Source organism: Pseudomonas rhizozeae (assembly GCF_031583775.1).
Classification (GTDB): domain Bacteria; phylum Pseudomonadota; class Gammaproteobacteria; order Pseudomonadales; family Pseudomonadaceae; genus Aquipseudomonas.
In genome coordinates, this window is the sequence record NZ_JAVLSB010000069.1 from 112,638 (window position 1) to 136,660 (window position 24,023).

The 24,023-nt window shown below is 60.1% G+C and carries 23 protein-coding genes; 7 read left to right on the forward strand and 16 right to left on the reverse strand.

The annotated features are described in order from the left end of the window. Nucleotides 1-11: 11 nt before the first annotated feature. From RG836_RS24085 to glpK, 10 genes are all read right to left on the reverse strand, one after another. A complete protein-coding gene (locus tag RG836_RS24085; protein ID WP_310850163.1) occupies nt 12-350 on the reverse strand; it encodes a GlpM family protein in 339 nt (112 codons plus the stop codon). Next, complete coding sequence (gene aauR, locus RG836_RS24090; protein ID WP_310850165.1) at nt 350-1,678, reverse strand: two-component response regulator AauR; 1,329 nt, start codon at nt 1,676-1,678, stop codon at nt 350-352. Before aauR ends, RG836_RS24085 begins: the two co-directional genes overlap by 1 nt. Continuing rightward, a complete protein-coding gene (gene aauS, locus RG836_RS24095) occupies nt 1,675-3,576 on the reverse strand; it encodes a two-component sensor histidine kinase AauS (protein WP_310850167.1) in 1,902 nt (633 codons plus the stop codon). Before aauS ends, aauR begins: the two co-directional genes overlap by 4 nt. A 216-nt stretch (nt 3,577-3,792) precedes the next feature. After that, nucleotides 3,793-4,527, reverse strand: a complete 735-nt coding sequence (locus RG836_RS24100) for an amino acid ABC transporter ATP-binding protein (protein ID WP_016773390.1) — start codon at nt 4,525-4,527, stop codon at nt 3,793-3,795. Then, entirely contained in the window at nt 4,524-5,195 is a 672-nt protein-coding gene (locus RG836_RS24105) for an amino acid ABC transporter permease (RefSeq protein ID WP_310850179.1), read from the reverse strand. Before RG836_RS24105 ends, RG836_RS24100 begins: the two co-directional genes overlap by 4 nt. Further along, a complete protein-coding gene (locus RG836_RS24110) occupies nt 5,195-5,941 on the reverse strand; it encodes an amino acid ABC transporter permease (protein ID WP_310850181.1) in 747 nt (248 codons plus the stop codon). The genes RG836_RS24105 and RG836_RS24110 overlap by 1 nt, the downstream gene beginning before the upstream one ends. A 192-nt stretch (nt 5,942-6,133) precedes the next feature. Continuing rightward, nucleotides 6,134-7,048 carry a glutamate/aspartate ABC transporter substrate-binding protein gene (locus RG836_RS24115; protein WP_310850183.1) on the reverse strand — a complete coding sequence of 305 codons (915 nt, stop codon included), beginning with the start codon at nt 7,046-7,048 and terminating at the stop codon, nt 6,134-6,136. Between the two features lie 445 nt (nt 7,049-7,493). Further along, nucleotides 7,494-9,029, reverse strand: a complete 1,536-nt coding sequence (gene glpD / locus RG836_RS24120) for a glycerol-3-phosphate dehydrogenase (protein WP_310850185.1) — start codon at nt 9,027-9,029, stop codon at nt 7,494-7,496. A 239-nt stretch (nt 9,030-9,268) separates the two neighbouring features. After that, nucleotides 9,269-10,024: a DeoR family transcriptional regulator gene (locus RG836_RS24125; RefSeq protein WP_310850187.1), complete on the reverse strand. Its 756-nt coding sequence runs from the start codon at nt 10,022-10,024 to the stop codon at nt 9,269-9,271. Nucleotides 10,025-10,119: 95 nt separating this feature from the next. Beyond that, nucleotides 10,120-11,625 carry a glycerol kinase GlpK gene (gene glpK, locus RG836_RS24130; protein ID WP_310850189.1) on the reverse strand — a complete coding sequence of 502 codons (1,506 nt, stop codon included), beginning with the start codon at nt 11,623-11,625 and terminating at the stop codon, nt 10,120-10,122. Nucleotides 11,626-11,867: 242 nt separating this feature from the next. On the opposite strand from glpK, the gene ybaK reads away from it, so the two are divergent. After that, the gene (gene ybaK / locus RG836_RS24135; RefSeq protein ID WP_310850191.1) at nt 11,868-12,338 is read left to right on the forward strand and encodes a Cys-tRNA(Pro) deacylase; all 471 of its coding nucleotides are present in this window, start codon (nt 11,868-11,870) and stop codon (nt 12,336-12,338) included. A gap of 121 nt (nt 12,339-12,459) precedes the next feature. On the opposite strand, the gene RG836_RS24140 is transcribed toward ybaK, so the two are convergent. Together RG836_RS24140 and argF are read right to left on the reverse strand one after the other, a co-directional pair. Further along, nucleotides 12,460-13,569, reverse strand: a complete 1,110-nt coding sequence (locus RG836_RS24140) for an ABC transporter ATP-binding protein (RefSeq protein ID WP_310850193.1) — start codon at nt 13,567-13,569, stop codon at nt 12,460-12,462. After that, the gene (gene argF / locus RG836_RS24145) at nt 13,566-14,486 is read right to left on the reverse strand and encodes an ornithine carbamoyltransferase (protein ID WP_310850195.1); all 921 of its coding nucleotides are present in this window, start codon (nt 14,484-14,486) and stop codon (nt 13,566-13,568) included. The genes RG836_RS24140 and argF overlap by 4 nt, the downstream gene beginning before the upstream one ends. 407 nt (nt 14,487-14,893) lie before the next feature. Between argF and RG836_RS24150 the strand changes: the two genes are divergently transcribed. The 3 genes from RG836_RS24150 to grxD all read left to right on the forward strand — a co-directional run bounded on the left by RG836_RS24150 (nt 14,894) and on the right by grxD (nt 17,863). Next, a complete protein-coding gene (locus RG836_RS24150; protein WP_310850196.1) occupies nt 14,894-15,184 on the forward strand; it encodes a hypothetical protein in 291 nt (96 codons plus the stop codon). 131 nt (nt 15,185-15,315) lie between these two features. After that, nucleotides 15,316-17,424, forward strand: a complete 2,109-nt coding sequence (locus RG836_RS24155) for a molybdopterin oxidoreductase family protein (protein WP_310850198.1) — start codon at nt 15,316-15,318, stop codon at nt 17,422-17,424. Nucleotides 17,425-17,521: 97 nt separating this feature from the next. Continuing rightward, a complete protein-coding gene (gene grxD / locus RG836_RS24160) occupies nt 17,522-17,863 on the forward strand; it encodes a Grx4 family monothiol glutaredoxin (RefSeq protein ID WP_310850199.1) in 342 nt (113 codons plus the stop codon). A gap of 106 nt (nt 17,864-17,969) precedes the next feature. Here the strand turns inward: grxD and bfr are convergent, their stop codons facing one another. Both bfr and RG836_RS24170 read right to left on the reverse strand, forming a co-directional pair. Further along, nucleotides 17,970-18,443, reverse strand: coding sequence for a bacterioferritin (bfr, locus tag RG836_RS24165; protein WP_310850202.1), 474 nt, complete (start codon nt 18,441-18,443; stop codon nt 17,970-17,972). 199 nt (nt 18,444-18,642) lie between these two features. Then, nucleotides 18,643-18,861, reverse strand: coding sequence for a bacterioferritin-associated ferredoxin (locus RG836_RS24170; protein ID WP_310850204.1), 219 nt, complete (start codon nt 18,859-18,861; stop codon nt 18,643-18,645). 302 nt (nt 18,862-19,163) lie between these two features. Here RG836_RS24170 and RG836_RS24175 point away from each other — a divergent pair, with 302 nt between their 5' ends. After that, the gene (locus tag RG836_RS24175) at nt 19,164-19,766 is read left to right on the forward strand and encodes a peroxiredoxin (protein WP_310850206.1); all 603 of its coding nucleotides are present in this window, start codon (nt 19,164-19,166) and stop codon (nt 19,764-19,766) included. Between the two features lie 73 nt (nt 19,767-19,839). Here RG836_RS24175 and rnt read toward each other — a convergent pair whose 3' ends face one another. Both rnt and pyrC read right to left on the reverse strand, forming a co-directional pair. Next, on the reverse strand, nt 19,840-20,517 hold the full coding sequence (gene rnt / locus RG836_RS24180; RefSeq protein WP_310850208.1) for a ribonuclease T: 678 nt from the start codon (nt 20,515-20,517) through the stop codon (nt 19,840-19,842). Then, nucleotides 20,514-21,560 (reverse strand): dihydroorotase, encoded by a 1,047-nt coding sequence (gene pyrC / locus RG836_RS24185; RefSeq protein WP_310850210.1) that lies wholly within the window; start codon nt 21,558-21,560, stop codon nt 20,514-20,516. Before pyrC ends, rnt begins: the two co-directional genes overlap by 4 nt. Before the next feature lie 157 nt (nt 21,561-21,717). Between pyrC and RG836_RS24190 the strand changes: the two genes are divergently transcribed. Both RG836_RS24190 and RG836_RS24195 read left to right on the forward strand, forming a co-directional pair. Next, entirely contained in the window at nt 21,718-22,638 is a 921-nt protein-coding gene (locus RG836_RS24190) for a flagellar protein MotY (RefSeq protein ID WP_310850211.1), read from the forward strand. Nucleotides 22,639-22,767: 129 nt separating this feature from the next. Then, on the forward strand, nt 22,768-23,985 hold the full coding sequence (locus RG836_RS24195; protein ID WP_007938916.1) for an argininosuccinate synthase: 1,218 nt from the start codon (nt 22,768-22,770) through the stop codon (nt 23,983-23,985). Nucleotides 23,986-24,023 lie beyond the last annotated feature (38 nt).

The following is a 24,023-nucleotide window of genomic DNA, read 5'->3' on the forward strand; positions in this document are numbered from 1 at the left end:
CGGCAATGTGGTCAAGCGTGCAAGCGCACCCACACGCTGACCAACATCGTCGCGGCGATCAACCAGGCAACCGCGGCAACGGCCAGCGACGCTTCCAGCCGCATCCGGTCGACCATCACGTACAGCGTCGCCAGGTAAACGAAGTACGGAATGATCGACCACATGCCGAACACGATGGTGGTCTTCAGATCATCCAGCGAGCGGCCCTTGCCGACGATGTAATGGGCAATCAGCGCAAAGGTCGGAAACAGCGGCACCAGGCCGGCGATGTAATAGTTTTTGGTCTTGGCCAGGGCGGCGAGGATCACCACCACGGCGGCGCCAAGTGCGGCTTTGATTAGCAAATCCATCAGTGGCTGAGCCCGTATTTTTTGACTTTGTCGAACAGCGTGGTCTTGGCCATGCCCAATTCCTGGCTGGCCTGGGTCAGGTTGCCGCCGCTGCGTTGCAAGGCTTCGCTGAGCAAGTTGCGCTCAAAGGCTTCCACCGCTTCGGCGAACGCCAGGCCCTGGGGGCTGCCGGCGGCGCCGGGTTTCTTGAAGGCCGGCAAGCCGAGGGCAAAGCGTTCGGCGACGTTGCGCAGTTCCCGGACATTGCCCGGCCAGTCGTGGCTCATCAGGTTCGACAGGGTCTGGTTGTCCAGCTCTGGCGCGGTGCGGTCGAAGCGCAGCGATGACTGCTGCAGGAAGTGTTCGAACAATTGCAGGATGTCTTCGCGGCGTTCGCGCAGCGGCGGAAGTTCCAGGGTTACCACATTGAGCCGGTAATACAGGTCGCTGCGGAATTCCCCGGCCTTGCTCGATTCGTCGAGGTCGGATTTGGTCGCGGCGATCACCCGGCAATCCACCGCCACGCTCTGGTTCGAACCGAGGCGTTCGAGGGTGCGCTCCTGCAGGACTCGCAGCAATTTGATCTGTAAAGGCAGTGGCATGCTTTCCACTTCATCGAGGAACAACGTGCCGCCATCGGCGTGTTCGATCTTGCCGATCCGCCGCTTGCCAGCGCCGGTGAAGGCGTTGGCTTCGTGGCCGAAGATTTCGCTCTCGAAGAGGTTCTCCGGCAAACCGCCGCAGTTCAGCGCGACGAACTGCTTGCTGTGGCGGCGGCTGAAGTCATGCAGGCAGCGCGCGACCAATTCCTTGCCGGTACCGGTTTCACCTTCGATCAGCACGTTGGCCGAGGTGTCGGCGACGTTGGCGATCAATTCCCGCAGGTTTTGCATGGCCGGCGAGCGGCCGATGATCCGCCCTTCGAGGGAATCGCGCTCGGCCAGTTGCCGGCGCAGCGATGACACTTCCCGCGCCAGGCTGCGCTGTTCGAGGGCGCGGCGGGCGACGTCCACCAGCCGCTCCGGCGAGAAGGGTTTCTCCATGAAGTCGTAGGCACCTTTCTGCATCGCGCCCACGGCCATGGAAATGTCGCCATGGCCGGTGATCAGCACCACCGGCAGGCTGCGGTCGCGGGCCTTGAGTCGCGTCAGCAGTTCCAGGCCATCGATACCCGGCAGGCGAATATCGCTGATGACGATGCCGGCAAAGTCGTCGCCGACCTGTGCCAGCGCTTCCTCGGCACTGCCGACGCCGATGCAGGGAATGTCTTCCAGGGTCAGTGCCTGCTGGCAGCCCAGTAGCACATGGGGGTCGTCTTCGACAATCAGCACACTCAGGTCGTGGTTCATACGGGCTCGGCGGGTGGAGCGCTTGCCAACGGCAAACTGAGGACGAAAGTGGTACCACCATTGGCCGGATGCTCGACGCCCAGTTGGCCGCCAGTGGCGGCCGCGAGGCTCGCCGACAGGGTCAGGCCGAGGCCCAGGCCCTGTTCGCCGGGTTTAGTGGTGAAGAAAGGTTCGAACAAATGCTTGCGCGCCTCGGCATCGATGCCATGGCCGTTGTCGCGCACCCGCAGGCGATATTTACCGTCGGCGCTTTCGCCTTCCAGCCATAACTCCGGTAGCGGTTGCGCCTGCATGGCGTCGAGGGCGTTGCCGATCAGATTGACCAGAATCTGCTCCAGGCGCGTCTGGTCAATCTGCAATTGCACGTCGCTGAAGGCGCGGTGCAGTTGCAAATCGGTGCTTTCGACCCGGCTGCCGAGCAATTGCAGCGCCGCGTCCACGGCTTTGCCGAGGCTGGCCTGGCCGTGGTCGTCGCCGCGCCGGGCGAAGGAGCGCAGGCTGGCGGTGATGCGACCCATGCGGTCGATCAGTTCGTTGATGGTTTTCAGATTGGTGCTGGCGATGTCCAGCTGGCCGCGTTCGAGGAAGCGCACGGTGTTGCCGGACAAGGTCCGCAGCGCCGCCAACGGCTGGTTCAGTTCGTGGGCAATGCTGGTGGACATTTGGCCGATGGCCGCGAGTTTGCCGGCCTGGACCAATTCATCCTGAGCGTGGCGCAAGGTCTCTTCGGCCTGCCGACGTTCGCGGATCTGCCCCTTCAAACGGTCGTTGCTGGCGCGCAGGTCGCTGGTGCGTTCGGTAATCCGACGCTCCAGTTGGTTGTTGGCTTGCTGCAAGGCTTCCCGGGCGGCAAGGCGCGTGGCGATGACCTTGCGCCGCTCGTTCCAGGCAATCAGCAGGAAGGCCACCAAGGCAAACGCCACCGCTACCAGAATCCCTTGGTTGATGGCTTCGCGACGCAAATCCTGCAATGGCGTGAGCAGGGTGAAATTCCACGGCGTGTCGATCAATGGCCGGGTTTGCGACAGGTAGCTGATGTCCTCCTCGTCCGACTCCAGCTCGGCGTTGGCCGGGAAGGTCAGTTTCTCCACGCCGTCGGCCAGGTGTTCTCGGGCCAGGGGTTGCAACTCGTTGAGCGGGAACCAGTAGTACTGCAGGCTGCGGGCGAGTTTTTCCTTGGTGTCATCGCTTAACGGCCGCACGGCTTTGAGTCGCCGCGCCGGATCGCTGGACAGAATGATGATGCCGTTCTCGTCGCTGACAAACGCTTCCAGGCGCGCCCGTTGCCAGCGCTCTTCCATGGCTTCGAGACGGACTTTGACCACGGCGACTCCGATGATCTTGCCCTGTTCTTCGAGGCCGTGGGCCAGGTAGTAACCGGGTTCGCCGTTGGTGCTGCCGATGCCGTAGAACCGCCCCGGCTGACCGCGCACGGCGCTCTGGAAATAGGCGCGGAAGGCCAGGTCTTCGCCCAGGTAACTGTCGACATCGCGCCAGTTGCTGGTGGCCAGCACCCGACCCGTGGTGTCCATCACGTAGATGGCACGGCTGCGGCTGCGGCGGTTCAGGCCTTCGAGGTAATCGTTGACGGTTTGCCGGTGTTCCGGCGTCGGATCGCTCAGCAACTGCGAAACACTGGACTCCAGTTCCAGCAGGCTGGGCAGGTAGGTGTACTTGCTGATTTCGCTCTCGACCGCGCGCGCATGCAGTTCCAACTGGCGTTCGCCGTTTTCGCTGAGGCTGCGGATGCCGAAGTGTTCACTGGTCCAGAAGCCGACGTAACCCAGGCCGACCATCAGGGCGATGATCAGGGGCGGCAGAAACAGGTGGCGAATCAGACGGGGTTTCACGGCGAGTGATGGCGACGCGTCGCGATAAGGAGTGGGGTCGCATTTCATCACAGATGCCTTGGGTCAACCAGCGTGGCAACAGCGTTGCTCTGGCTTCCAGTCGAACGCGGACCTGTGACGAGGGAGCTTGCTCCCGCCGGGTCGCGTAGCGACCCCAAAACCTGCACAGGCCGATGGCCTGACGTACCGCATTTGCCGGGTTTGTGACTGCTTCGCAGCCAAGCGGGAGCAAGCTCCCTCGCCACAGAGTTCGGTGTGAAGCTCTTAGTGCTGCAAAATCTTCTCAAGGAAGTGTTGCGCACGTTCGGAGCGGGCGCTGATGTCGCCGAAGAATTCCTCTTTCGGGCAGTCTTCGATGATTTTGCCCTGGTCCATGAAAATCACGCGGTCGGCCACTTTGCGGGCGAAGCCCATTTCGTGGGTCACGCACATCATGGTCATGCCTTCGTGGGCCAACTGCACCATCACATCGAGCACTTCGTTGACCATTTCCGGGTCAAGGGCCGAGGTCGGTTCGTCGAACAACATGACGATCGGGTCCATCGCCAGCGCACGGGCAATCGCCACGCGCTGTTGCTGACCACCGGAAAGTTGGCCGGGGTGCTTGTGGGCGTGGGCGGACAACCCGACCCGCTCCAGCAGCTGCAGCCCTTTCTTGGTGGCTTCTTCCTTGCTGCGGCCCAACACCTTGATCTGCGCGATGGTCAGGTTTTCGGTAATGGTCAGGTGCGGGAACAGTTCGAAATGCTGGAACACCATGCCGACGCGCGAGCGCAGTTTCGGCAGGTTGGTCTTCGGGTCGGCGATGGACGTGCCATCGACCACCACGTCGCCTTTCTGGAACGGTTCCAGCGCGTTGACGCACTTGATCAGGGTCGACTTGCCGGAGCCGGACGGCCCGCACACCACGATCACTTCGCCTTTTTTGACCTCGGTGCTGCAATCAGTCAGCACCTGGAAGTCGCCATACCACTTGTTGATGTTCTTGATAGAGATCATACGGCAAACCTTTTTTGCAGACGCTTGACCAGCAGCGAGGCGGCAAAGCTGATTGTGAAGTACACGATACCCGCGAAGATCAGGAACTCATTGGAGCGACCGATGATGTCGCCACTGGCCCGCGAGGCGTTGAGGAAGTCCACCAGGCCGACGGTGTAAACCAGCGAAGTGTCCTGAAACAGGATGATGCTCTGCTGCAGCAGCAGCGGGGTCATCTTGCGAAACGCTTGCGGCAGAATGATCAGGCGCATCATCTGCCCGTATTCCATGCCCAGCGCCTGGGCAGCGCCCATCTGGCCCTTGGGGATCGACTGAACGCCGGCCCGGACGATTTCGCAGAAGTACGCCGCTTCGAACATCATGAAGGCCACGATGCAGGAGGTGAATGCGCCGATCGGGGTGTCTTCACCGGTGATCCAGCGCAGTACGAACGGCACCGCCAGGTAGAACCAGGTGATGACCAGCAGCAACGGGATCGAACGGAAGTAGTTGACGTAGGCGCCGGCGACGCTCGACAGCACTTTGTTATGGGACAGCCGCATCAGCGCCAGGATCGTGCCGAGAATGATCCCGCCGACGACACCCATGGCCATCAGCTTGAGGGTCATCAGCATGCCGTTCCACAGGCCGGGAATGGCCGGGACGATGCCAGTGAAATCGAATTCCATTATTTACCCCCCACGGAGATCAGGCCCGGCACCGCGACTTTCTTCTCGACCATGCGCATCAGCAGCATCAGGCTCATGTTCAAGGTGAAGTAGATCAGCGTCGCCAAGGTGAAGGCTTCGAACAGGTTGGCGGAGAACTCGGCGGTCTGCTTGGTCTGCGCGAGCAGCTCCATCAGGCCGATCAGCGAGGCCACGGAGGAGTTCTTGAAGACGTTGAGGAATTCCGAGGTGAGCGGCGGAATGATGATCCGGTAGGCCTGGGGCAGCAGCACGTTCCAGTAGATCTGCGGCAGCTTGAAGCCCATCGCGCGGGCGGCGGCTTCCTGGCCGCGAGGCAGCGCCTGGATGCCGGTGCGCACCTGTTCGCAGACCCGGGCGGCGGTAAACAGACCCAGGCACACGACGACGCTCAGGTAGGCCGAGGTAGTCGGGTTCAAATCCTGTTTGTACCAGTCCTGGATGTCTTGCGGCAGCAGGTCGGGCACCAGGAAGTACCAGATGAACAGCTGAACCAGCAGCGGCACGTTGCGAAACAGTTCGACATAGCAGGTGGCGATACCCGATACGAGGCGATTCGGCACGGTGCGCATCACGCCCAGGATCGAGCCCAGCAGCAGGGCGATGATCCAGGCCACGATGGCGATGGCAATGGTCCAGCCCAGACCGGAGATGTACCAGTCGAGATAGGTCTCGCTGCCCACACCGGTGGACTTGAAGAACACACTCCAGTCCCAGTTGTAATTCATTAGGGTCTCCCCTCAGATCAATCGATGTACAAGTGCCCGCTTGGGGAAACTCCGTTCCCGTCTGACCTTGAGGGCCAGGCACACGCGATCGGCTCGACAGCCACCGGTTCGAGTGCTTCCAGAAAATACCAGCAGGGAGTGGCCATCCCCTGAAAGACTGAAGCGCTCTCAGGGGATAAGGTTAGTCAGAAATCAGGATTTCTTGTCGTCAGCCGCTTTATCGGTCGGATTGGCGATCAAGGCCTTGAGCTCGTCGCTCATCGGGAAGTTCAGGTTCAGGCCTTTTGGCGGGATCGGTTGCATGAACCATTTTTCGTAGATCTTGTTGATCGCGCCCGATGCGTAGGTTGCCTTGATGGCGTCATCCACAGCCTTTTTGAATGGCTCGTCGCCTTTGCGCATCATGCAGCCATAGATTTCGTAGGACTGCGGAGTACCGGTCACAGCCCAGTCATCAGCCTTCTTGGCCTTGGCCGCTTCACCGGCGAGCAGGGCATCGTCCATCATGAAGGCTACGGCGCGACCCGATTCCAGCATCTGGAAGGATTCACCGTGGTCCTTGGCGGAAATCACGTTCATGCCCATTTGCTTGTCGGCGTTCATCGACTTGAGCAGGCGCTCGGACGTGGTGCCGGCGGTGGTCACGACGTTCTTGCCTTTGAGGTCTTCAAATTCTTTGTACTTGGAGTCCTTTTTGGACAGCAGACGCGTACCGATTTCGAAGATGCCGACCGAGAAGTCAACCTGTTGCTGACGCTCGACGTTGTTAGTGGTGGAGCCGCACTCGACGTCCACGGTGCCGTTCTGCACCAGCGGGATACGGGTTTGCGAAGTCACCAGGTTGTACTTGACCTGCAGGTTCGGCAGATCCAGGTCTTTCTTGATCGCTTCGACGATGGCCAGCTGGATGTCGTGAGAGTAGCCGACCGGTTTGCCGGAAGCGTCTGCGATGTAGGAAAACGGAATGGAGGCGTCACGATGTCCGAGGGTGATGGTGCCGGACTCTTTGATCTTTTTCAGGGTGCCGGTCAGTTCGGCGGCGAAAACTGGCGTGCTGATCAGAGCGGCAGCAATGGCTGCGCCCAGGAGATGGGGAACGATGCGCATCAAATTTTCCTCGACATTGTTTTTTTTATGGAGCCGGTTCACGGGCCCTTTGAGCTTCGAATGCCTGACGGCTCCTGTTGTGTTGGCGCAACAGGCATTCGTCGAGCAAGTGTAGAGCATGAGTCGTGCCAGGCCAGGGTTGGCAGATCATCTTATTGATCTACAAGGACATTTATTATTTTTCTTGCGGTCGCTGAGGTTGCCACTATCCGGTTATCCGAATGGGCGACGGGATGGCGTTCGGAAAACCGAATGATTGTGGGCCGGGCCCAAAATGATGTAGGAGCGAGCCTGCTCGCGAACGCAGCGACCTGCCACCTTGGCTTTGAATGAAAGTATGTCTTCGCGAGCGGGCTCGCTCCCACATGGGCGAAGGTCGGCGCAGAACGCAAAAAGCCTCTGAATCGTCGGATTCAGAGGCTTTCGTTCATTCAGGTCAAGTCAATCAAGCCGCTTCAATTTTGCTGCGATTCAGTTGCACTGTGGCCAGGTAGTGCTGCAAGCGTTCCTGTTCCACCGGAGTGGTAAACAGCCCCAATTTGCTGCGGCGCCAGAGGATGTCCTGAGCGCTGATGGCCCATTCTTCGCTGCACAAATAATCGACTTCCCGAGTGTAAAGGCCGCCACCCAGGTGTTCGCCGAGGTCGCCGAGGTTCTGCACGCCTTCGAGCATGCGCCAGGTGCGGCTGCCGTAGGTGGTGGCCCAGCGGCAGGCGATTTCGTTGGGCACCCAGTCGTACTTGTCGCGGATCAGCGCGCACAGGGCTTGTGGCGTGGTCATGTCCTCGCCGCCGGGCAGAGTGGCCGTGGCGGTCCAGCTTGGCTTGATGTGCGGGAAGTACGGGGCCAACTGCGCCAGGGCTGACTCGGCAAGCTTGCGGTAAGTGGTCAGCTTGCCGCCGAACACCGACAGCAGCGGTGCTTCTTTAGCGCCGCCGGACAATGCCAAGGTGTAGTCGCGAGTCACTGCTGACGGGTTGTCAGATTCGTCGTTGCACAACGGCCGCACGCCGGAGTAGCTGTGCAGGATGTCTTCACGGCTGAGCTGTTTCTTGAAGTGTTCGTTGACCACTTTGAGCAAGTAATCGGTTTCGCCTTCGGTGATCGCGACTTTCGCCGGATCGCCAGTGTATTCGCGGTCGGTGGTCCCAATCAGGGTGAAATGATTGAGGTACGGAATGGTGAAAACGATGCGCTGATCCTCGTTTTGCAGGATGTGCGCGTGTTCGCCTTCGTACAGCTTCGGCACGATCAGGTGACTGCCCTGGATCAGGCGAATGCCGTAGGGCGATTCCATTTTCAAGTCATCACGGATGAACTTGGCGACCCACGGACCGGCCGCGTTGACCAGCGCCCTGGCGCGAATCGAAAACAGGCTGCCGTCGGCGCGTTCCAGGTGCAAGTGCCACAAGCCCTGGGTACGGCGTGCGCTGACGCAACGGGTTTGCGTATGAATGTGCGCGCCTTTTTCCCGGGCGGCCATGGCATTCAGTACTACCAGACGGGCGTCGTCAACCCAGCAATCGGAGTATTCGAAGCCTTTGGTGATCTCACTTTTGAGCGCGCTGTCGGCGCCGAACTTGAGGCTTTTCGAACCCTGCAGTTGTTCACGCTTGCCGAGGTTGTCGTAGAGAAACAGACCGGCGCGGATCATCCAGGCTGGGCGCAAGTGCGGGCGATGGGGCAACACGAACCGCATTTGCTTGACGATGTGCGGTGCTTTTTTGAGTAGCACTTCACGTTCGGCCAGGGCCTCGCGCACCAAGCGAAATTCGTAATGTTCCAGGTAGCGCAGGCCGCCATGGATCAATTTGCTGCTAGCCGAAGACGTGTGGCTGGCGAGGTCGTCCTTTTCGCAAAGGAACACCGATAAACCACGCCCGGCGGCGTCTGCGGCGATGCCCACACCATTGATTCCGCCACCGATAACGGCGACATCGTAGATCTCGGCAAGCGGTGGAGTCTGGCTGGAAGGGGGCATTGGCAGGCCTCGGGCGTTCATTTTCGGTATTGATTTCGAACATAAATGTTCATTTGCGAAAATAGTAGCCTATTAAGTCGGGCGCAGCCAGTCGCATTCGATTGAAAATACTCATCGAAAGGGCGGGAAAGGAAAATATTCGAACATTTTAGGTGGGAGGTGCAGGGGGCTGCTTCGCAGCCCAGCGGGAGCAAGCTTCCTCGCCACAAGCAAGCGCCCTCGCCACAGGGGGCTTGCTTTTACACGACTTCGAGGCGGATTTTGTTCAGTGCAAGCAGTTGGGCCAGGGCCGGGACCGGTTGCTGATCGGTGACCAGGCAATCGACGAGGCTGATAGGGCCTAGGCGAATCATGGCGTTGCGCCCGAATTTGCTGGAGTCGGCGGCGAGGATCACTTGTCGGGCGTTGGCGATGATCGCTTGCGACACCCGCACTTCCTGATAATCGAAATCGAGCAGGCTGCCGTCTTCGTCAATCCCGCTGATGCCCACCAGCGCGTAGTCGACCTTGAACTGATTGATGAAATCGACACTCGCCTGACCCACCACGCCGCCATCGCGACGGACATTGCCGCCGGTCAGCAGCACGTCAAAATCGTCTTTGGCGCTGAGCATCGAGGCGACGTGCAGGTTGTTGGTGATGATCTTCAGGTGATTGTGGTTGAGCAGCGCGCGGGCGATGGATTCGGTGGTGGTGCCGATATTGATGAACAGCGAGGCGTGGTCGGGAATCTGCTTGGCGATGGCCTCGCCGATCCGCTGCTTTTCATCGCGCATCTGGTCGGCACGCATCGCGTATGCGGTGTTTTCCACGCTTGAATCGTATGCCGCACCGCCGTGATAGCGGCGCAGCAGATTCACTTCTGCAAGCTGATTGATATCGCGGCGAATGGTCTGGGGTGTCACAACGAACAGCTGAGCCATCTCCTCGATGCTGACATAGCCGCGTTCGCGGACCAGCTCGAGGATTTGCTGCTGACGGGGAGGCAGATTCATGGGGCGTCCTTTGGGCTGCCGTACAAAATTTGCCCATGATGCCGTACGAATCTGTTCCCGACCAGTTACAACCTTTTTCCGGCGTGAGGCGCGGGTTATTCCGCGTCTTCGTGGGGTTCCCAGTCGCGGGTGCGGCTGACGGCTTTTTTCCAGCCAGCGTAGAGTTTTTCCTTGGCGGCTTCGTCCAGGGTCGGCGCGAATTCCCGCTCGATCATTGCCTTGCCACGCAGCTCTTCCAGGCTGCCCCAGAAGCCACACGCCAGGCCCGCGAGGTAAGCGGCACCGAGGGCGGTAGTCTCGCGCATTTTCGGGCGTTCGACCTGGGTGCCGAGGATGTCGGCCTGGAACTGCATCAGGAAATTGTTGGCCACCGCGCCGCCATCGACACGCAATGCCTTGAGGCGCTCGCCGGAATCCTGCTGCATGGCGTCGAGCACGTCGCGGGTCTGGTAGGCGATCGACTCCAGCGCGGCACGGATGATGTGGTCGACGCGTACGCCACGGGTCAGGCCGAACAGCGCGCCACGGGCGTAGGGATCCCAGTACGGCGCGCCGAGCCCTGTGAACGCCGGCACCAGGTACACGCCGTTACTGTCCTTGACCTTGCCGGCGAAGTATTCAGTGTCGTGGGCATCGTTGATGATCTTCAGTTCGTCACGCAGCCATTGCACTGTCGAACCACCGTTGAACACGGCGCCCTCCAGCGCGTACGCCACTTCACCGCGCGGCCCGCAGGCGATGGTAGTGAGCATGCCGTGCCGGGATTTCACGGCTTTTTTGCCGGTGTTCATCAGCAGGAAGCAGCCGGTGCCGTAGGTATTTTTCGCCTGGCCCGCCTCGACACACATCTGGCCGAACAGCGCAGCCTGCTGGTCACCGGCGATGCCACCAATGGCGATGCCGCTTTTGGTCCGGCCGTAGATTTCCGACGACGCTTTAACTTCTGGCAACATTTCGCGGGGGATGTCGAGCAGCTCGAGCATCTTCGCGTCCCACTCCAACGTATGGATATTGAACAGCATGGTGCGCGACGCGTTGGTGTAGTCGGTGACGTGGACCTTGCCACCGGTAAATTTCCAGATCAGCCAACTGTCGACGGTGCCAAACAGCAGTTCGCCATTGCGTGCGCGCTCACGGCTGCCTTCGACGTGGTCGAGAATCCACTTGAGCTTGGTGCCGGAGAAATACGGGTCGGTGACCAGACCCGTGGTTTCGCTGATGTAGTGTTCGTGGCCATCGCGCTTGAGTTGCTGGCAGATCTCGGTGCTGCGCCGGCACTGCCAGACCACGGCGTTATAGATCGGCCGGCCGGTGTTTTTGTCCCAGACTACGGTGGTTTCACGCTGGTTGGTGATGCCGATGGCCGCCACCTGATCGTGATGCAAGCCGGCCTGGGCCAGGGCTTCAACCATCACTGCGCTTTGGGTGGCAAAGATTTCCATCGGGTCATGCTCGACCCAGCCGGCTTGCGGGTAGTGCTGGGCAAATTCGCGCTGGGCGGTGCAGACCACATTGGCGTCGCGGTCGAAGATGATCGCGCGGGAGCTGGTCGTACCCTGATCGAGGGCAATGATGTAGTTCTTATTCTGAAGATCGGTCATGTCGATTGCCTTGGACGAAATCGGGTGGGCCCTGTTTTCATTTGTATTCAGATTCGAAAAAATATAGACAAGGAACGGTGCTGTCAAAGGTCGAAAGTGAACATCGGTGCGGTTACAAGCGTTTAATCCACACCGGTGCGTCGCGTCAGGCCCAAACCGGCAGTTTGCCCCAGGAGCCTTTTGCCGCGCCATCCCCTAGAATCGCGCCATCCGTTTGTGTCACTACCAGGCCTGGAGCCGCCATGACCCCCGCATTGGACCTGTTGAAAAAAGTCCGCGCCACCCACCGTGTGCACAGTTACGAGCATGATCCGAAAGCCGCGTCCTATGGGCTGGAAGCCGCGGAAAAACTCAACCTCGACCCGACACGGGTGTTCAAGACCTTGCTCGCCGCCAGCGAGAAAGGCGAGTTGCTGGTGGCCGTGGTGCCAGTGGTCGGAAGTCTTGATCTGAAGGGGCTGGCACACGCGGCCGGGGTCAAGAAGGTCGAGATGGCCGACCCCGCGGCCGCGCAGCGTGCCACCGGGTACTTGCTGGGCGGGATCAGCCCGTTGGGCCAGAAAAAGCGCTTGCGCACGTTTATCGATACGTCCGCGCAGGGCTTCGAGACGATTTTCGTCAGCGCCGGGCGTCGGGGCCTTGAGGTTGAACTGGCGGCAGCCGTGTTGGCTGAGCACACCCAGGCGCAGTTTGCAGATATTGGGCGGGCTTGAGCCCTGCGAAAACAGTGTGGGAGCGAGCCCGCTCGCGAAGAGCGTGTATCAGTCAACAGCGTTGGCGACTGGCATAACTTCTTCGCGAGCAGGCTCGCTCCCACAGGTTTATTCGGTGCTGTCAGCTAGCGGTGCTGTAACGGCGAACGCCGTTTTCCACCACAGGCAGATGCGCCGCTGTGCTGCCGGAGGCCTGGAACAACACCAGGTGCTCCGCTGCCACGCGAATTCCTACCTCTGCTCCCACCTGATGATCGGCATGGCTGGGGAAAATTGATTCCAGCTGGGCGCCGGTCGGCAACTGCAGACGGTATAGGGTAGACGCGCCGAGGAAGGTCTTGCCGACGATCCGCGCTTTCAAATCGCTGTCTGGCGCGTGGACGATATCGTCGGGCCGCAGCAGTACATCCACCGCGCCTCCGATTGGCCAGGTGTAGGCCCGGTTACCGCGCAAGATGCCGAGTTCGGTCTGTACCGATTCCGGGCTCTGCAACTGCCCACGAATGAAATAACCCTGGCCGATGAAGCTGGCGACAAAGGGCGTCAGCGGTTCGTGATAGAGGTTGTAGGGCGTATCCCATTGCTCCAGGCGACCCTCTTTGAAGACGCCGACATGATCGCTGACGGCAAAGGCTTCTTCCTGGTCGTGGGTCACCAGGATCGCACTGGTGCCGCGGGCCTTGAGGATGTCACGCACTTCATGGCTGAGCTTGCGCCGCAGTTCGCCGTCAAGGTTGGAGAACGGTTCATCCAGCAGCAGCAGTTGCGGTTCCGGCGCCAGTGCGCGGGCGAGGGCCACGCGCTGTTGCTGGCCGCCGGACAGCTCATGGGGAAAGCGCTTGCCGAGGTTGGTCAGGTTGACCAGCTCCAGCAATTCTTCGGTGACGCGATCTTTCTGCGGATGCTTGCGAATGCCAAAACCGATGTTTTCCGCGACGCTCAGATGCGGGAACAGCGCGTAGTCCTGGAACACCATGCCGATCCGGCGTTTCTCCGGCGCCAGGGTGAAACCGGCGCTGGAAATGGTTTCGCCGCCGAGCTGGATCTCGCCTTCGTGCACCGGCTCGAAACCGGCGATGGCGCGCAAGGTGGTGGTCTTGCCGCATCCTGATGAGCCCAGCAGGCAGCCGATATCGCCAGCGTTCAGGTGCAGATTGAGATTCTGCACCACGCGTTGGTCCTGGTAGCCGCAAGCGAGGTTGCGCAGGTTGAGCAATAGAGGCTGAGTCATTCCGGGCGGTACGCCGGCTCGACCAGAAACTCGAGCAGGGCCTTTTGTGCGTGAAGACGGTTTTCCGCTTGATCCCAAGCCACGGAGCGTGGGTCATCGAGCAAGTCGAGGCTGATTTCCTCGCCACGGTGCGCCGGCAGGCAATGCATGAACAGCACCTCGGCATCGGCCTGGTCGAGCAGGGCGCGGGTGACCTGGTACGGGGCAAACAGCGCCAGGCGCTTGGCGGTTTCGTCTTCCTGGCCCATGGAGGTCCAGACGTCGGTGCTCACCAAGTGCGCACCGCTGACGGCGAGCGCAGGGTCGCGGACGAGGGTCACGCGATCACCGGCCTTGGCCAGGAATTCCGGGTTGGGCTCGTAGCCCTCGGGGCAGGCGATGCGTAACTGGAAGTCGAACTGGATTGCCGCTTCTATATAACTGTTGCACATGTTGTTGCCGTCGCCGATCCAGGCCACGGTCTTGCCCTGGATCGAACCACGGTGCTCGAGGAAGGTTTGCATGTCGGCCAGCAACTGGCACGGGTGCAAATCATCGGACAAGCCGTTGATCACCGGTACCCGGGAATTGGCGGCGAACTCAGTCAGCGTGCTGTGGGCAAAGGTACGGATCATCACCGCGTCGAGCATGCGCGACATGACAATCGCGCAGTCGCCGATCGGCTCGCCACGGCCCAGTTGGGTGTCGCGGGGCGAGAGGAAGATCGCCTGGCCACCGAGCTGGATCATGCCGGCCTCGAAGGACAGGCGAGTGCGGGTCGAGGACTTTTCGAAAATCATGCCCAGCACGCGATTTTTCAGGGGCTCGAACAGTACGCCGCGGTTACGCAGGTCTTTGAGCTCAATGCCTCGACGGATGACGCTGACCAGCTCTTGGGGCGTGCAATCCATCAGGGAGAGAAAGTGCCTTGCGCTCATCATTGACTACCTTTTTGCTACAAACCGCAGATGCTCAAAGCCTTGTTTAACGGAACAACGGGCGAGACCTGCGGCGTAAGCCGCACGGGGCGACGAAATAGGGGAAGGCGCGATCTTATAATTAAATGTCGCGTCTTACCAATAGGGCTACGGTTTTTCGGGGATTTCAGAGGGGCTACGGGGGATGGGCAGTAGCGCTTTTGAAGCCGGTTTCCAGACAGCAGCCCGGTCTTTGTACACTGGCCCCGACAGGCTTGGCAATCGGCCGCAACGCGAGCGCTGCGGTACTGATCGATTTTTCGCGGGTCGCGCAATGCAACTCGGCGCGAAGGTGTCTGGTCTGAAACATTTGCTAATGCAAACCGCTGGGTTATAAATAAAACACGAGCGACGCAGGAAGCCTCCCGATGGAATCGAAAGAACAGCAATTAATGGAATTACTTGGCCTCACGGCCCGCTCACTGACCCACCTCACTGCTTCAATGACCTCGATGTCCTTTGAATTGTTGCGCAGCAATGACGAAGTGACCAAAGCCGCCGGGCGGCGGATGATCGATCGCATGGCGACCATCAGCGCCGGCCTCGACGAGCATTGGCGGCTGATCGGTGAGCTCACGGGTGTGCATGTCGCCCATGAGCAGATCGAGACCGTCCAGGAAATCCAGTTGCAGGCGCCACCAGGCTTACCGCATCCCTGACGGCGAGCCATCGGCTGGCCTGATGCCCCCCGATTCACAAGACGAACGTCGCTGGCGTGACGCCGGGTGTGGCGCCATAGTTTTGTTCCCGCGGCCGTGATTGTCCGCCACGAATAAAACAGAGACTGGCCATGACCAAGACTCTTCACCGCCGTGCATGCCACCTGTGCGAGGCCATTTGCGGCCTGACCATCGAAACCGAAGCCACCGAAGGCGCCGGCGTACAGATCACTTCGATCAAGGGCGACCATCAGGACAGCTTCAGCCGGGGGCACATCTGCCCCAAGGCAGTGGCTCTACAAGACATTCAGAATGACCCGGATCGCCTGCGCCAGCCGATGTTGCGTATCGGCAGCGAGTGGCAGCCGATCGCTTGGGATGAAGCATTTACCTTGGTGGCCGAGCGCCTGGCGGCGATTCAGGAACGCCACGGGCAGAACGCCGTCGCGGTGTACCAGGGCAATCCCAGCGTGCACAACTACGGGCTGATGACCCACAGCAATTACTTTCTCGGCCTGTTGAAAACCCGTAATCGTTTCTCCGCGACTTCGGTAGACCAACTGCCGCATCACCTCACCAGCTATCTGATGTACGGCCATGGTCTGTTGCTGCCGATCCCGGACATCGACCACACCGATTTCATGCTGATCCTCGGCGGCAATCCGCTGGCGTCGAACGGCAGCATCATGACTGTGCCGGATGTCGAGAAACGCCTGAAAGCCATCCAGGCCCGTGGCGGTAAAGTGGTGGTGGTCGACCCGCGCCGCAGCGAAACCGCAGCGATCGCCGACCAGCATATTTTTGTACGGCCCGGCGGCGACGCGGCACTGTTGTTTGGCGTGCTGCATACGCTGTTCGCCGAAGGCCTGACCCGCGACAGCCATTTGCCGGTGGATGGCCTGGACGAAGTGCGCCAGGCCGTGGCGAGCTTCAGTGCCGAGGCCATGAGCCCCTTGTGCGCAGTGCCGGCGGAGCAAATCCGCCAGTTGGCCCGCGACTTTGCCGCAGCACCGACGGCGGTGTGTTACGGGCGCATGGGAGTGTCGACCCAGGCGTTCGGTACGTTGTGTCACTGGGTGGTGCAGTTGATCAACCTGGTGACCGGCAACCTTGATCGGATCGGCGGCGCGGTGTGTACGACTCCGGCGGTGGACCTGGTGGCGACCACCTCTGGCGGGCATTTCAACCTGTGGCAGAGTCGGGTGTCGGGGCGGCCGGAATACGGCGGCGAGTTCCCGGTGTCGGCGCTGGCCGAAGAAATGCTCACCGAGGGCGATGGCCAAGTGCGCGCGCTGATCACCGTGGCGGGCAACCCGGTGCTGTCGACGCCCAACGGCCGGCAACTGGAGCAGGCGCTCGATGGCCTTGAGTTCATGCTCAGCGTCGACCTCTATATCAACGAAACCACGCGTTACGCTGACCTGATTCTGCCGTCGACCTCGGCGCTGGAAAACGATCACTACGACACCACCTTCAACATGTTCGCGGTGCGCAACGTCAGCCGTTTCAACCGCGCGATCCTGGCCAAGCCCGACGGTGCGCTGCACGACTGGGAGATTTTCGTCGGCCTGGCCCAAGCCTTTGCTGCGCGCACCGGCAAGGAGCTGAAACCGACCATCGCCCCGGCGCAAATGATTGAGCGCGGGTTGCGTGGCGGCGTCTACGGCGATGGGTCGGAATACGGATTGTCCCTGGCGACCCTGGCCGAACATCCGCACGGGATCGATTTGGGGCCGCTCACGGCGAACCTGGCATCTCGCCTGAAAACCCCTAACCAGCGTGTCCAGGCCGCGCCGCCGGAAATTCTCGCCGACCTGGCGCGTTTCGCCGAACTGCAAGCACCGGCCGCCGATGAGTTGCTGATGATTGGCCGGCGCCACGTGCGCAGCAATAATTCGTGGATGCACAATTTCCATCGGCTGGTGAAGGGCAAGCCCCGACATCAGTTGCTGATGCACCCAGAGGATTTGCTCAGCCGTAGCCTTGCCGACGGCCAACGGGTGCGGGTGACCTCACGGGTCGGGGTAATTGAAGTAGAAGTGCTGGCCAGCCTGGACATGATGCGCGGCGTGGTCAGCCTGCCCCACGGTTGGGGGCATGCGCGCCCGGGCGTACGGATGACCATTGCCAGCGGCCAGCCCGGATCGAGTGCCAATGACCTGACCGATGAGCGCCAGCTCGACGAGTTATCGGGCAACGCAGCGCTCAATGGCGTGCCAGTCACCGTGGCAGCCGCGTAGGCATGTCTGTCGGGGAGACCGAGCATGGCGCTCGGGTTTCCGTTACAATGCGCCACCGTGCCGACCCCAGCGTCGGAAAGTTCAGCCGAGGTGCTCCATGGATATCATCGAAACGATTAAAGAGCAGATTGCCAACAACACCATTCTGCTTTACATGAAAGGCTCGCCGAATGCCCCACAGTGTGGCTTCTCTTCGAAAGCCGCACAGGCAGTGATGGCCTGTGGCGAGAAGTTTGCTTACGTGGACATCCTGCAGAACCCGGAAATCCGCGCCAACCTGCCTAAATACGCCAACTGGCCGACTTTCCCGCAACTGTGGGTCGGTGGCGAGCTGGTCGGTGGTAGCGACATCATTACCGAGATGCACGCTGATGGGTCGCTGCAAAGCACCATCAAATCTGCTGTCGAAGCCGCTGCCGCAAACAAGACTGAAGCCTGATTGGCGGGTTAGGGTTTCAGGTCAGCCTGAAGCCCGGCCAACAAAAAGCCCCGCACTCTTAACAGAGGCGGGGCTTTTTAATGCCTGGCGTTCAGCGGGCGCTGACTTACTCTTCGCCCATCTGCGATTGCAGGTAGTTCTCGATGCCGATTTTGTCGATCAGGCCTAGTTGGGTTTCCAGCCAGTCGATATGCTCTTCCTCGGATTCGAGAATGTCTTCCAGCAGTTCACGGCTGCCGAAATCGCCGACGGTTTCGCAATGGGCGATCGCGACCTTCAAATCCGCATGACCGGTGCGCTCGATACGCAGGTCGCATTCCAGCATCTCCTGGGTGTGCTCACCGATGTGCAGCTTGCCCAAGTCCTGGACGTTCGGCAGGCCTTCAAGAAACAAGATGCGCTTGATCAGCTTGTCCGCGTGTTTCATCTCGTCGATGGACTCGTGGTACTCGTGTTTGCCCAGCTTGTTCAGACCCCAGTCTTCGTACATGCGCGCATGCAGGAAGTATTGGTTGATCGCGACCAGTTCATTGGCAAGGATCTTGTTGAGATGCTGGATGACTGTAATGTCGCCTTTCATGATGGGGTCCTGCCCTTTAATAGCTGTCTATAAGCCGGAGTTTGAGCCGCGTAATTCCAAGTGTCAAACCTAAGTTATTGAATAATAAATGAAAATTAATCGGAATAAGAATGTTTGTGTTCCGCGTCTTGAGCGTAAACAGTTGATTTAAAGGCATAAAAAAACCGGACACTAAGTCCGGTTCTTTGAATTCAGGTATTTAGGCGGCAGTAAATTCGACGGGATATGGAATCGCTGCCTGGGCGGTCTGGACTTTGGTCAGGGTTTCGCGAACCACTTCCTTGGCCAGGCAAGCGCATTTGCCGCATTGGCTGGCGACGCCGGTGGCTTGGCGTACTTCGCGGTAGCTGCAGCAACCTTCGTAGATTGCATCGCGGATTTGTCCGTCGGTGACGCCAGTGCAGAGGCAGACATACATAAAGGAAAACCGTCGCTGGGTTATGGCTCAGTTGCGACGGATCTTAATGTTAACGAGAATGATTGTCAAAGTGCTTTGAGAAGGTATTTCCGCCTGTCGATGAACGGTTTTTCTAAGCTGCTGCTTTAGAAGAGAATTCCAAGTCGCGGATTTTTTCACGGCCCGGGGAAATCCGTTAAAGACAGGGCAAATGTGCAGTGTATGATGGTCGGTCCTTGCGAAGTGGGCACCGTCACGCAGCTGTCGCGTCATTGTGACAGCCTCAAGTGCCCGTCCTTCAATCATCACACCAGGAGATATCCATGAGCGTACTCGTAGGCAAACAAGCCCCTGACTTCACCGTACCCGCCGTCCTCGGCAATGGCGAAATCGTCGACAGCTTCACCTTGTCGTCGGCTATCAAAGGCAAATACGGCCTGGTGTTCTTCTACCCGTTGGACTTCACTTTCGTCTGCCCGTCCGAGCTGATCGCCCTGGACCACCGCATCCCTGACTTCAAGGCGCGTAACGTTGAAGTGGTTGCCGTGTCGATCGACTCGCACTTCACCCACAACGCCTGGCGTAACACCCCGATCAACAACGGCGGGATCGGTCAGGTCCAGTACACCATGGCCGCCGACATCAAGCAGGACATCATGAAAGCCTACGACGTGCAGTCCGCTGACGGCGTGGCCTTCCGTGGTGCCTTCCTGATCGACGACAAAGGCGTGGTTCGCTCGCAGATCATCAACGACCTGCCGCTGGGTCGTAACATGGAAGAGCTGATCCGTCTGGTCGACGCCCTGCAATTCCACGAAGAGCACGGCGAAGTCTGCCCGGCCAACTGGAAAAAAGGCGACAAAGGCATGACCGCTTCCACCGAAGGTGTTGCGGCTTACCTGACCGAGAACGCTGGCAAGCTGTAAGCCACGCGTCAGGCAAAAAAAACCGGTCTTGATGGCCGGTTTTTTTTACGGGCTGGATTCAGTCGGCGACGCTTCAGTCGTCGAAATCAGCCCAGCCGCCCATTTGTTTCCAGCGATTGACGATGCCGCAGAACAGCTCGGCGGTCTTCTCGGTGTCGTACCGCGCGGAGTGTGCTTCACGGCCATCGAAGTCGATGTCGGCAGCCTGGCACGCCTTGGCCAGTACGGTCTGACCGTAGGCGAGGCCGGCGAGGGTTGCGGTGTCGAAGCTGGAGAACGGGTGAAACGGGTTGCGTTTCATGTCCAGGCGCGCGACGGCGGCGTTCAGGAAGCCGAGGTCGAAGCTACTGTTGTGGCCCACCAGAATCGCCCGTTTGCAGCCGTTGGCCTTCAGTGCCTTGCGGATGCCACGGAAGATATCGGTCAGCGCGGTTTCTTCACTCACTGCCATGCGCAGCGGATGATCGAGCTTGATCCCGGTGAACTCCAGCGCCGCCGCTTCAATATTGGCGCCTTCAAAGGGTTCCACGCGAAAGAAGTAGGTGTGGTCGGGATATACAAAGCCTTTTTCGTCCATGCCGATGGTGGTGGCAGCGATTTCCAGCAAGGCGTCAGTGGCCGAGTTGAAACCACCGGTTTCAACGTCGACGACAACCGGCAAGTAGCCACGAAAACGCGCGGCCATCGGGTGGCGCGAACCACCTCCGCCGCCTTGGCCATCCTGTTCGTCGTCGAAATGGTCTTCACTCACGCGTGTTCCTCCAGCAGGCGCCAGCGCAGTTTTTCACCGGCGCGCAGCGGGATGACAGTCAGCTCGCCGAAGGGCAGGCTGGCGGGGGCGGTCCATTCTTCACGAACCAGGGTAATGCGATCGGTGTTCACCGGCAGGCCATAGAAGCGCGGGCCGTTGAGGCTGGCGAAGGCTTCGAGTTTGTCCAGCGCGTTGCGTTGTTCAAACGCTTCGGCGTACAGCTCGATCGCCGCGTAAGCGGTGTAGCAACCGGCGCAGCCGCAAGCGGCCTCTTTGGCGTGCTGGGCGTGAGGCGCCGAGTCGGTGCCGAGGAAGAACTTCGCGCTACCGCTGGTGGCGGCGTCGAGCAGGGCTTCCTGGTGCGTGTTGCGCTTGAGGATCGGCAGGCAATAGAAGTGCGGCCGAATCCCACCCACCAGCATGTGGTTGCGGTTGTACAGCAAGTGATGCGCGGTGATGGTTGCGCCGACGTTGGCCGAAGCCTCGTTGACGAACTGCACGGCGTCACCGGTGGTGATGTGTTCGAACACCACCTTCAAGGTCGGGAAACGCTCGACCACGCGGCGCATGTGTTCGTCGATGAAGATTTTCTCGCGGTCGAACACGTCGACATCGCCACGGGTGACTTCACCGTGGATCAACAGGGGCATGCCGACTTCGGCCATGGTCTCCAGCGCCGGGAAAATCTTGTCGATGCTGGTGACGCCCGAATCCGAGTTGGTGGTCGCGCCGGCCGGGTACAGCTTGGCGGCGTGGACGAAACCGCTGGCCTTGGCTTCGCGAATTTCTTCGGGCTGGGTGCGGTCGGTGAGGTACAGGACCATCAGCGGTTCGAAGCGGCTGCCGGCGGGGCGGGCGGCGAGAATGCGCTGGCGATAGCCGTCGGCTTCGGCGGCGTTCCGCACCGGTGGTACCAGGTTCGGCATGATGATGGCGCGACCAAAGGTGCGCGCGACATCGGCCACGGTATTGGGCAACACGGCACCATCGCGAAGATGAATATGCCAGTCGTCGGGACGCAGCAGGGTCAGGCGGTCGGACATGAGGGGATTCCAGGCGGGTCAAACTGAGGGGAATGCTACCGGAAAAGACTCTCTCAGGCACTCGCTATCAAGTTTTGTAGGAAGCAACCGATATCCAATAGGTATGCCGTAAACATCTGTATCGGTCTTTTTGTTGTAGAAGCCAGTGGAGCCTCCCGTGCGCCAGCGTTATTTAGCCTTGCTCAGTGTGTTTGCCAGCCTTCCCGCGATGGCGCTCACTTTCCAGACCCGTCTGGAGAGCATCGAGTGGACGGTCGAAGGGGACAAATTTGAATGCCGGTTGACGCAGCCGATCACTGATTTCGGTACCGGAGAGTTCGTGCGCCGCGCCGGCGAGCAGGCGACATTCCGGCTCAAGGCCTACAACCCGATGATGGGCGGCGGTTCGGCCACGCTGTTGGCCGCCGCCGCGCCTTGGCAACCGGGCCGCGGCGACATCAACCTCGGCTCGGTACGGCTCGGCAGCGGCGACGTATTGTTCAACAGCTCTCAAGTACAGGCCGGGCGCCTGATCAGCGGCTTGATGGATGGGCGCAGCCCGGTGCTGCGGCGCAGCACCGAGGACGGTCGCGTGTCGGAAGTGCGGTTGTTGCCGGTACGCTTCAGCAAGGCCTACAACGATTATCAGGGTTGCGTCGCCAAGCTGCTGCCGAAGAATTTCGAGCAGATCAGGCAGTCCGAAATCGGCTTCCCCGGCGAAGGCATCGAGCTCGACTCGCAAGCCAGGGCCAAGCTGCAAGTGATGCTGGACTTCATGAAGGCCGATCCGACGGTCAATCACATCGAACTCGATGGCCACTCCGACAACAGCGGCAATCGCCTGACCAACCGTGAGCTGTCGCGTCGACGTGCGTTGGCGGTGGTGGATTTCTTCAAGGCCAACGGCGTCCAGGAGTCGCAGATTACCGTGCGTTTTCACGGTGAGCGTTATCCATTGGTGCCAAACTCCAATGCCGCCAACCGGGCGAAGAATCGTCGGGTCGCGGTGCGCCTGGAGCGAGGTGCGCCGGTCGAGAAGGTCGCCCCGCAAACCACCCCGCCAGCCACTACGGCATCCAACCCGGCGGCGACGTCCTGACCGCACGGTCATCGTCGCGCGCTCGACAGATTCTGTCGCTTCGTCGTCATAAGCTGTCGCGCCTCTGTAAATTAGTGCGCATGACCGGTAGACTTCACGGCTTTCCGTAGAACCCCGTGGAGTGATGGCATGGCGGACGTAAACAAGGTCGTTCTGGCGTATTCCGGCGGCCTGGACACTTCGGTGATCCTCAAGTGGCTGCAGGATACTTACAACTGTGAAGTGGTGACCTTTACCGCTGACCTGGGTCAGGGCGAAGAGGTTGAACCTGCACGCGCCAAGGCACAGGCCATGGGCGTCAAAGAAATCTACATCGACGACCTGCGCGAAGAATTCGTGCGCGATTTCGTGTTCCCGATGTTCCGCGCCAACACCGTTTACGAAGGCGAGTACCTGCTGGGTACTTCCATCGCCCGTCCGTTGATCGCCAAGCGCCTGATCGAAATCGCCAACGAAACCGGGGCTGACGCCATTTCCCACGGCGCCACCGGTAAAGGCAACGACCAGGTGCGTTTCGAACTCGGCGCCTACGCCCTCAAGCCCGGCGTGAAAGTGATCGCCCCTTGGCGCGAGTGGGACCTGCTGTCCCGCGAGAAGCTGATGGACTACGCCGAGAAGCACGCGATCCCGATCGAACGCCACGGCAAGAAAAAATCCCCGTACTCGATGGACGCCAACCTCCTGCACATCTCCTATGAGGGCGGCGTGCTGGAAGACACCTGGACCGAGCACGAAGAAGACATGTGGCGCTGGACCGTCTCCCCGGAGAACGCTCCTGATAAACCGCAATACCTGGAACTGACCTACCGCAACGGCGACATCGTCGCGCTTGACGGCGTCGAAATGACCCCGGCCACGGTGCTGGCGACCCTGAACCGGATCGGCGGCGAACACGGTATCGGCCGTCTCGACATCGTCGAGAACCGCTATGTCGGCATGAAGTCCCGTGGTTGCTATGAAACCCCGGGCGGCACCATCATGCTGCGCGCGCACCGTGCGATCGAATCGATCACCCTGGACCGTGAAGTGGCTCACCTCAAAGACGAGTTGATGCCTAAATACGCCAGCTTGATCTACACCGGTTACTGGTGGAGCCCTGAGCGTTTGATGCTGCAACAGATGATCGACGCGTCCCAGGCTCACGTGAATGGCGTGGTTCGCCTGAAATTGTACAAAGGCAATGTGATTGTCACTGGGCGCAAGTCCGACGAGTCGCTGTTCGACGCCAACATCGCCACGTTCGAAGAAGACGGCGGTGCGTACAACCAGGCTGACGCGGCCGGCTTCATCAAACTCAATGCCTTGCGCATGCGCATTGCTGCCAACAAAGGCCGCAAGCTGTTCTGAGTGATGCCGTGGTCGATACCACAGCGCTGAAATGACGA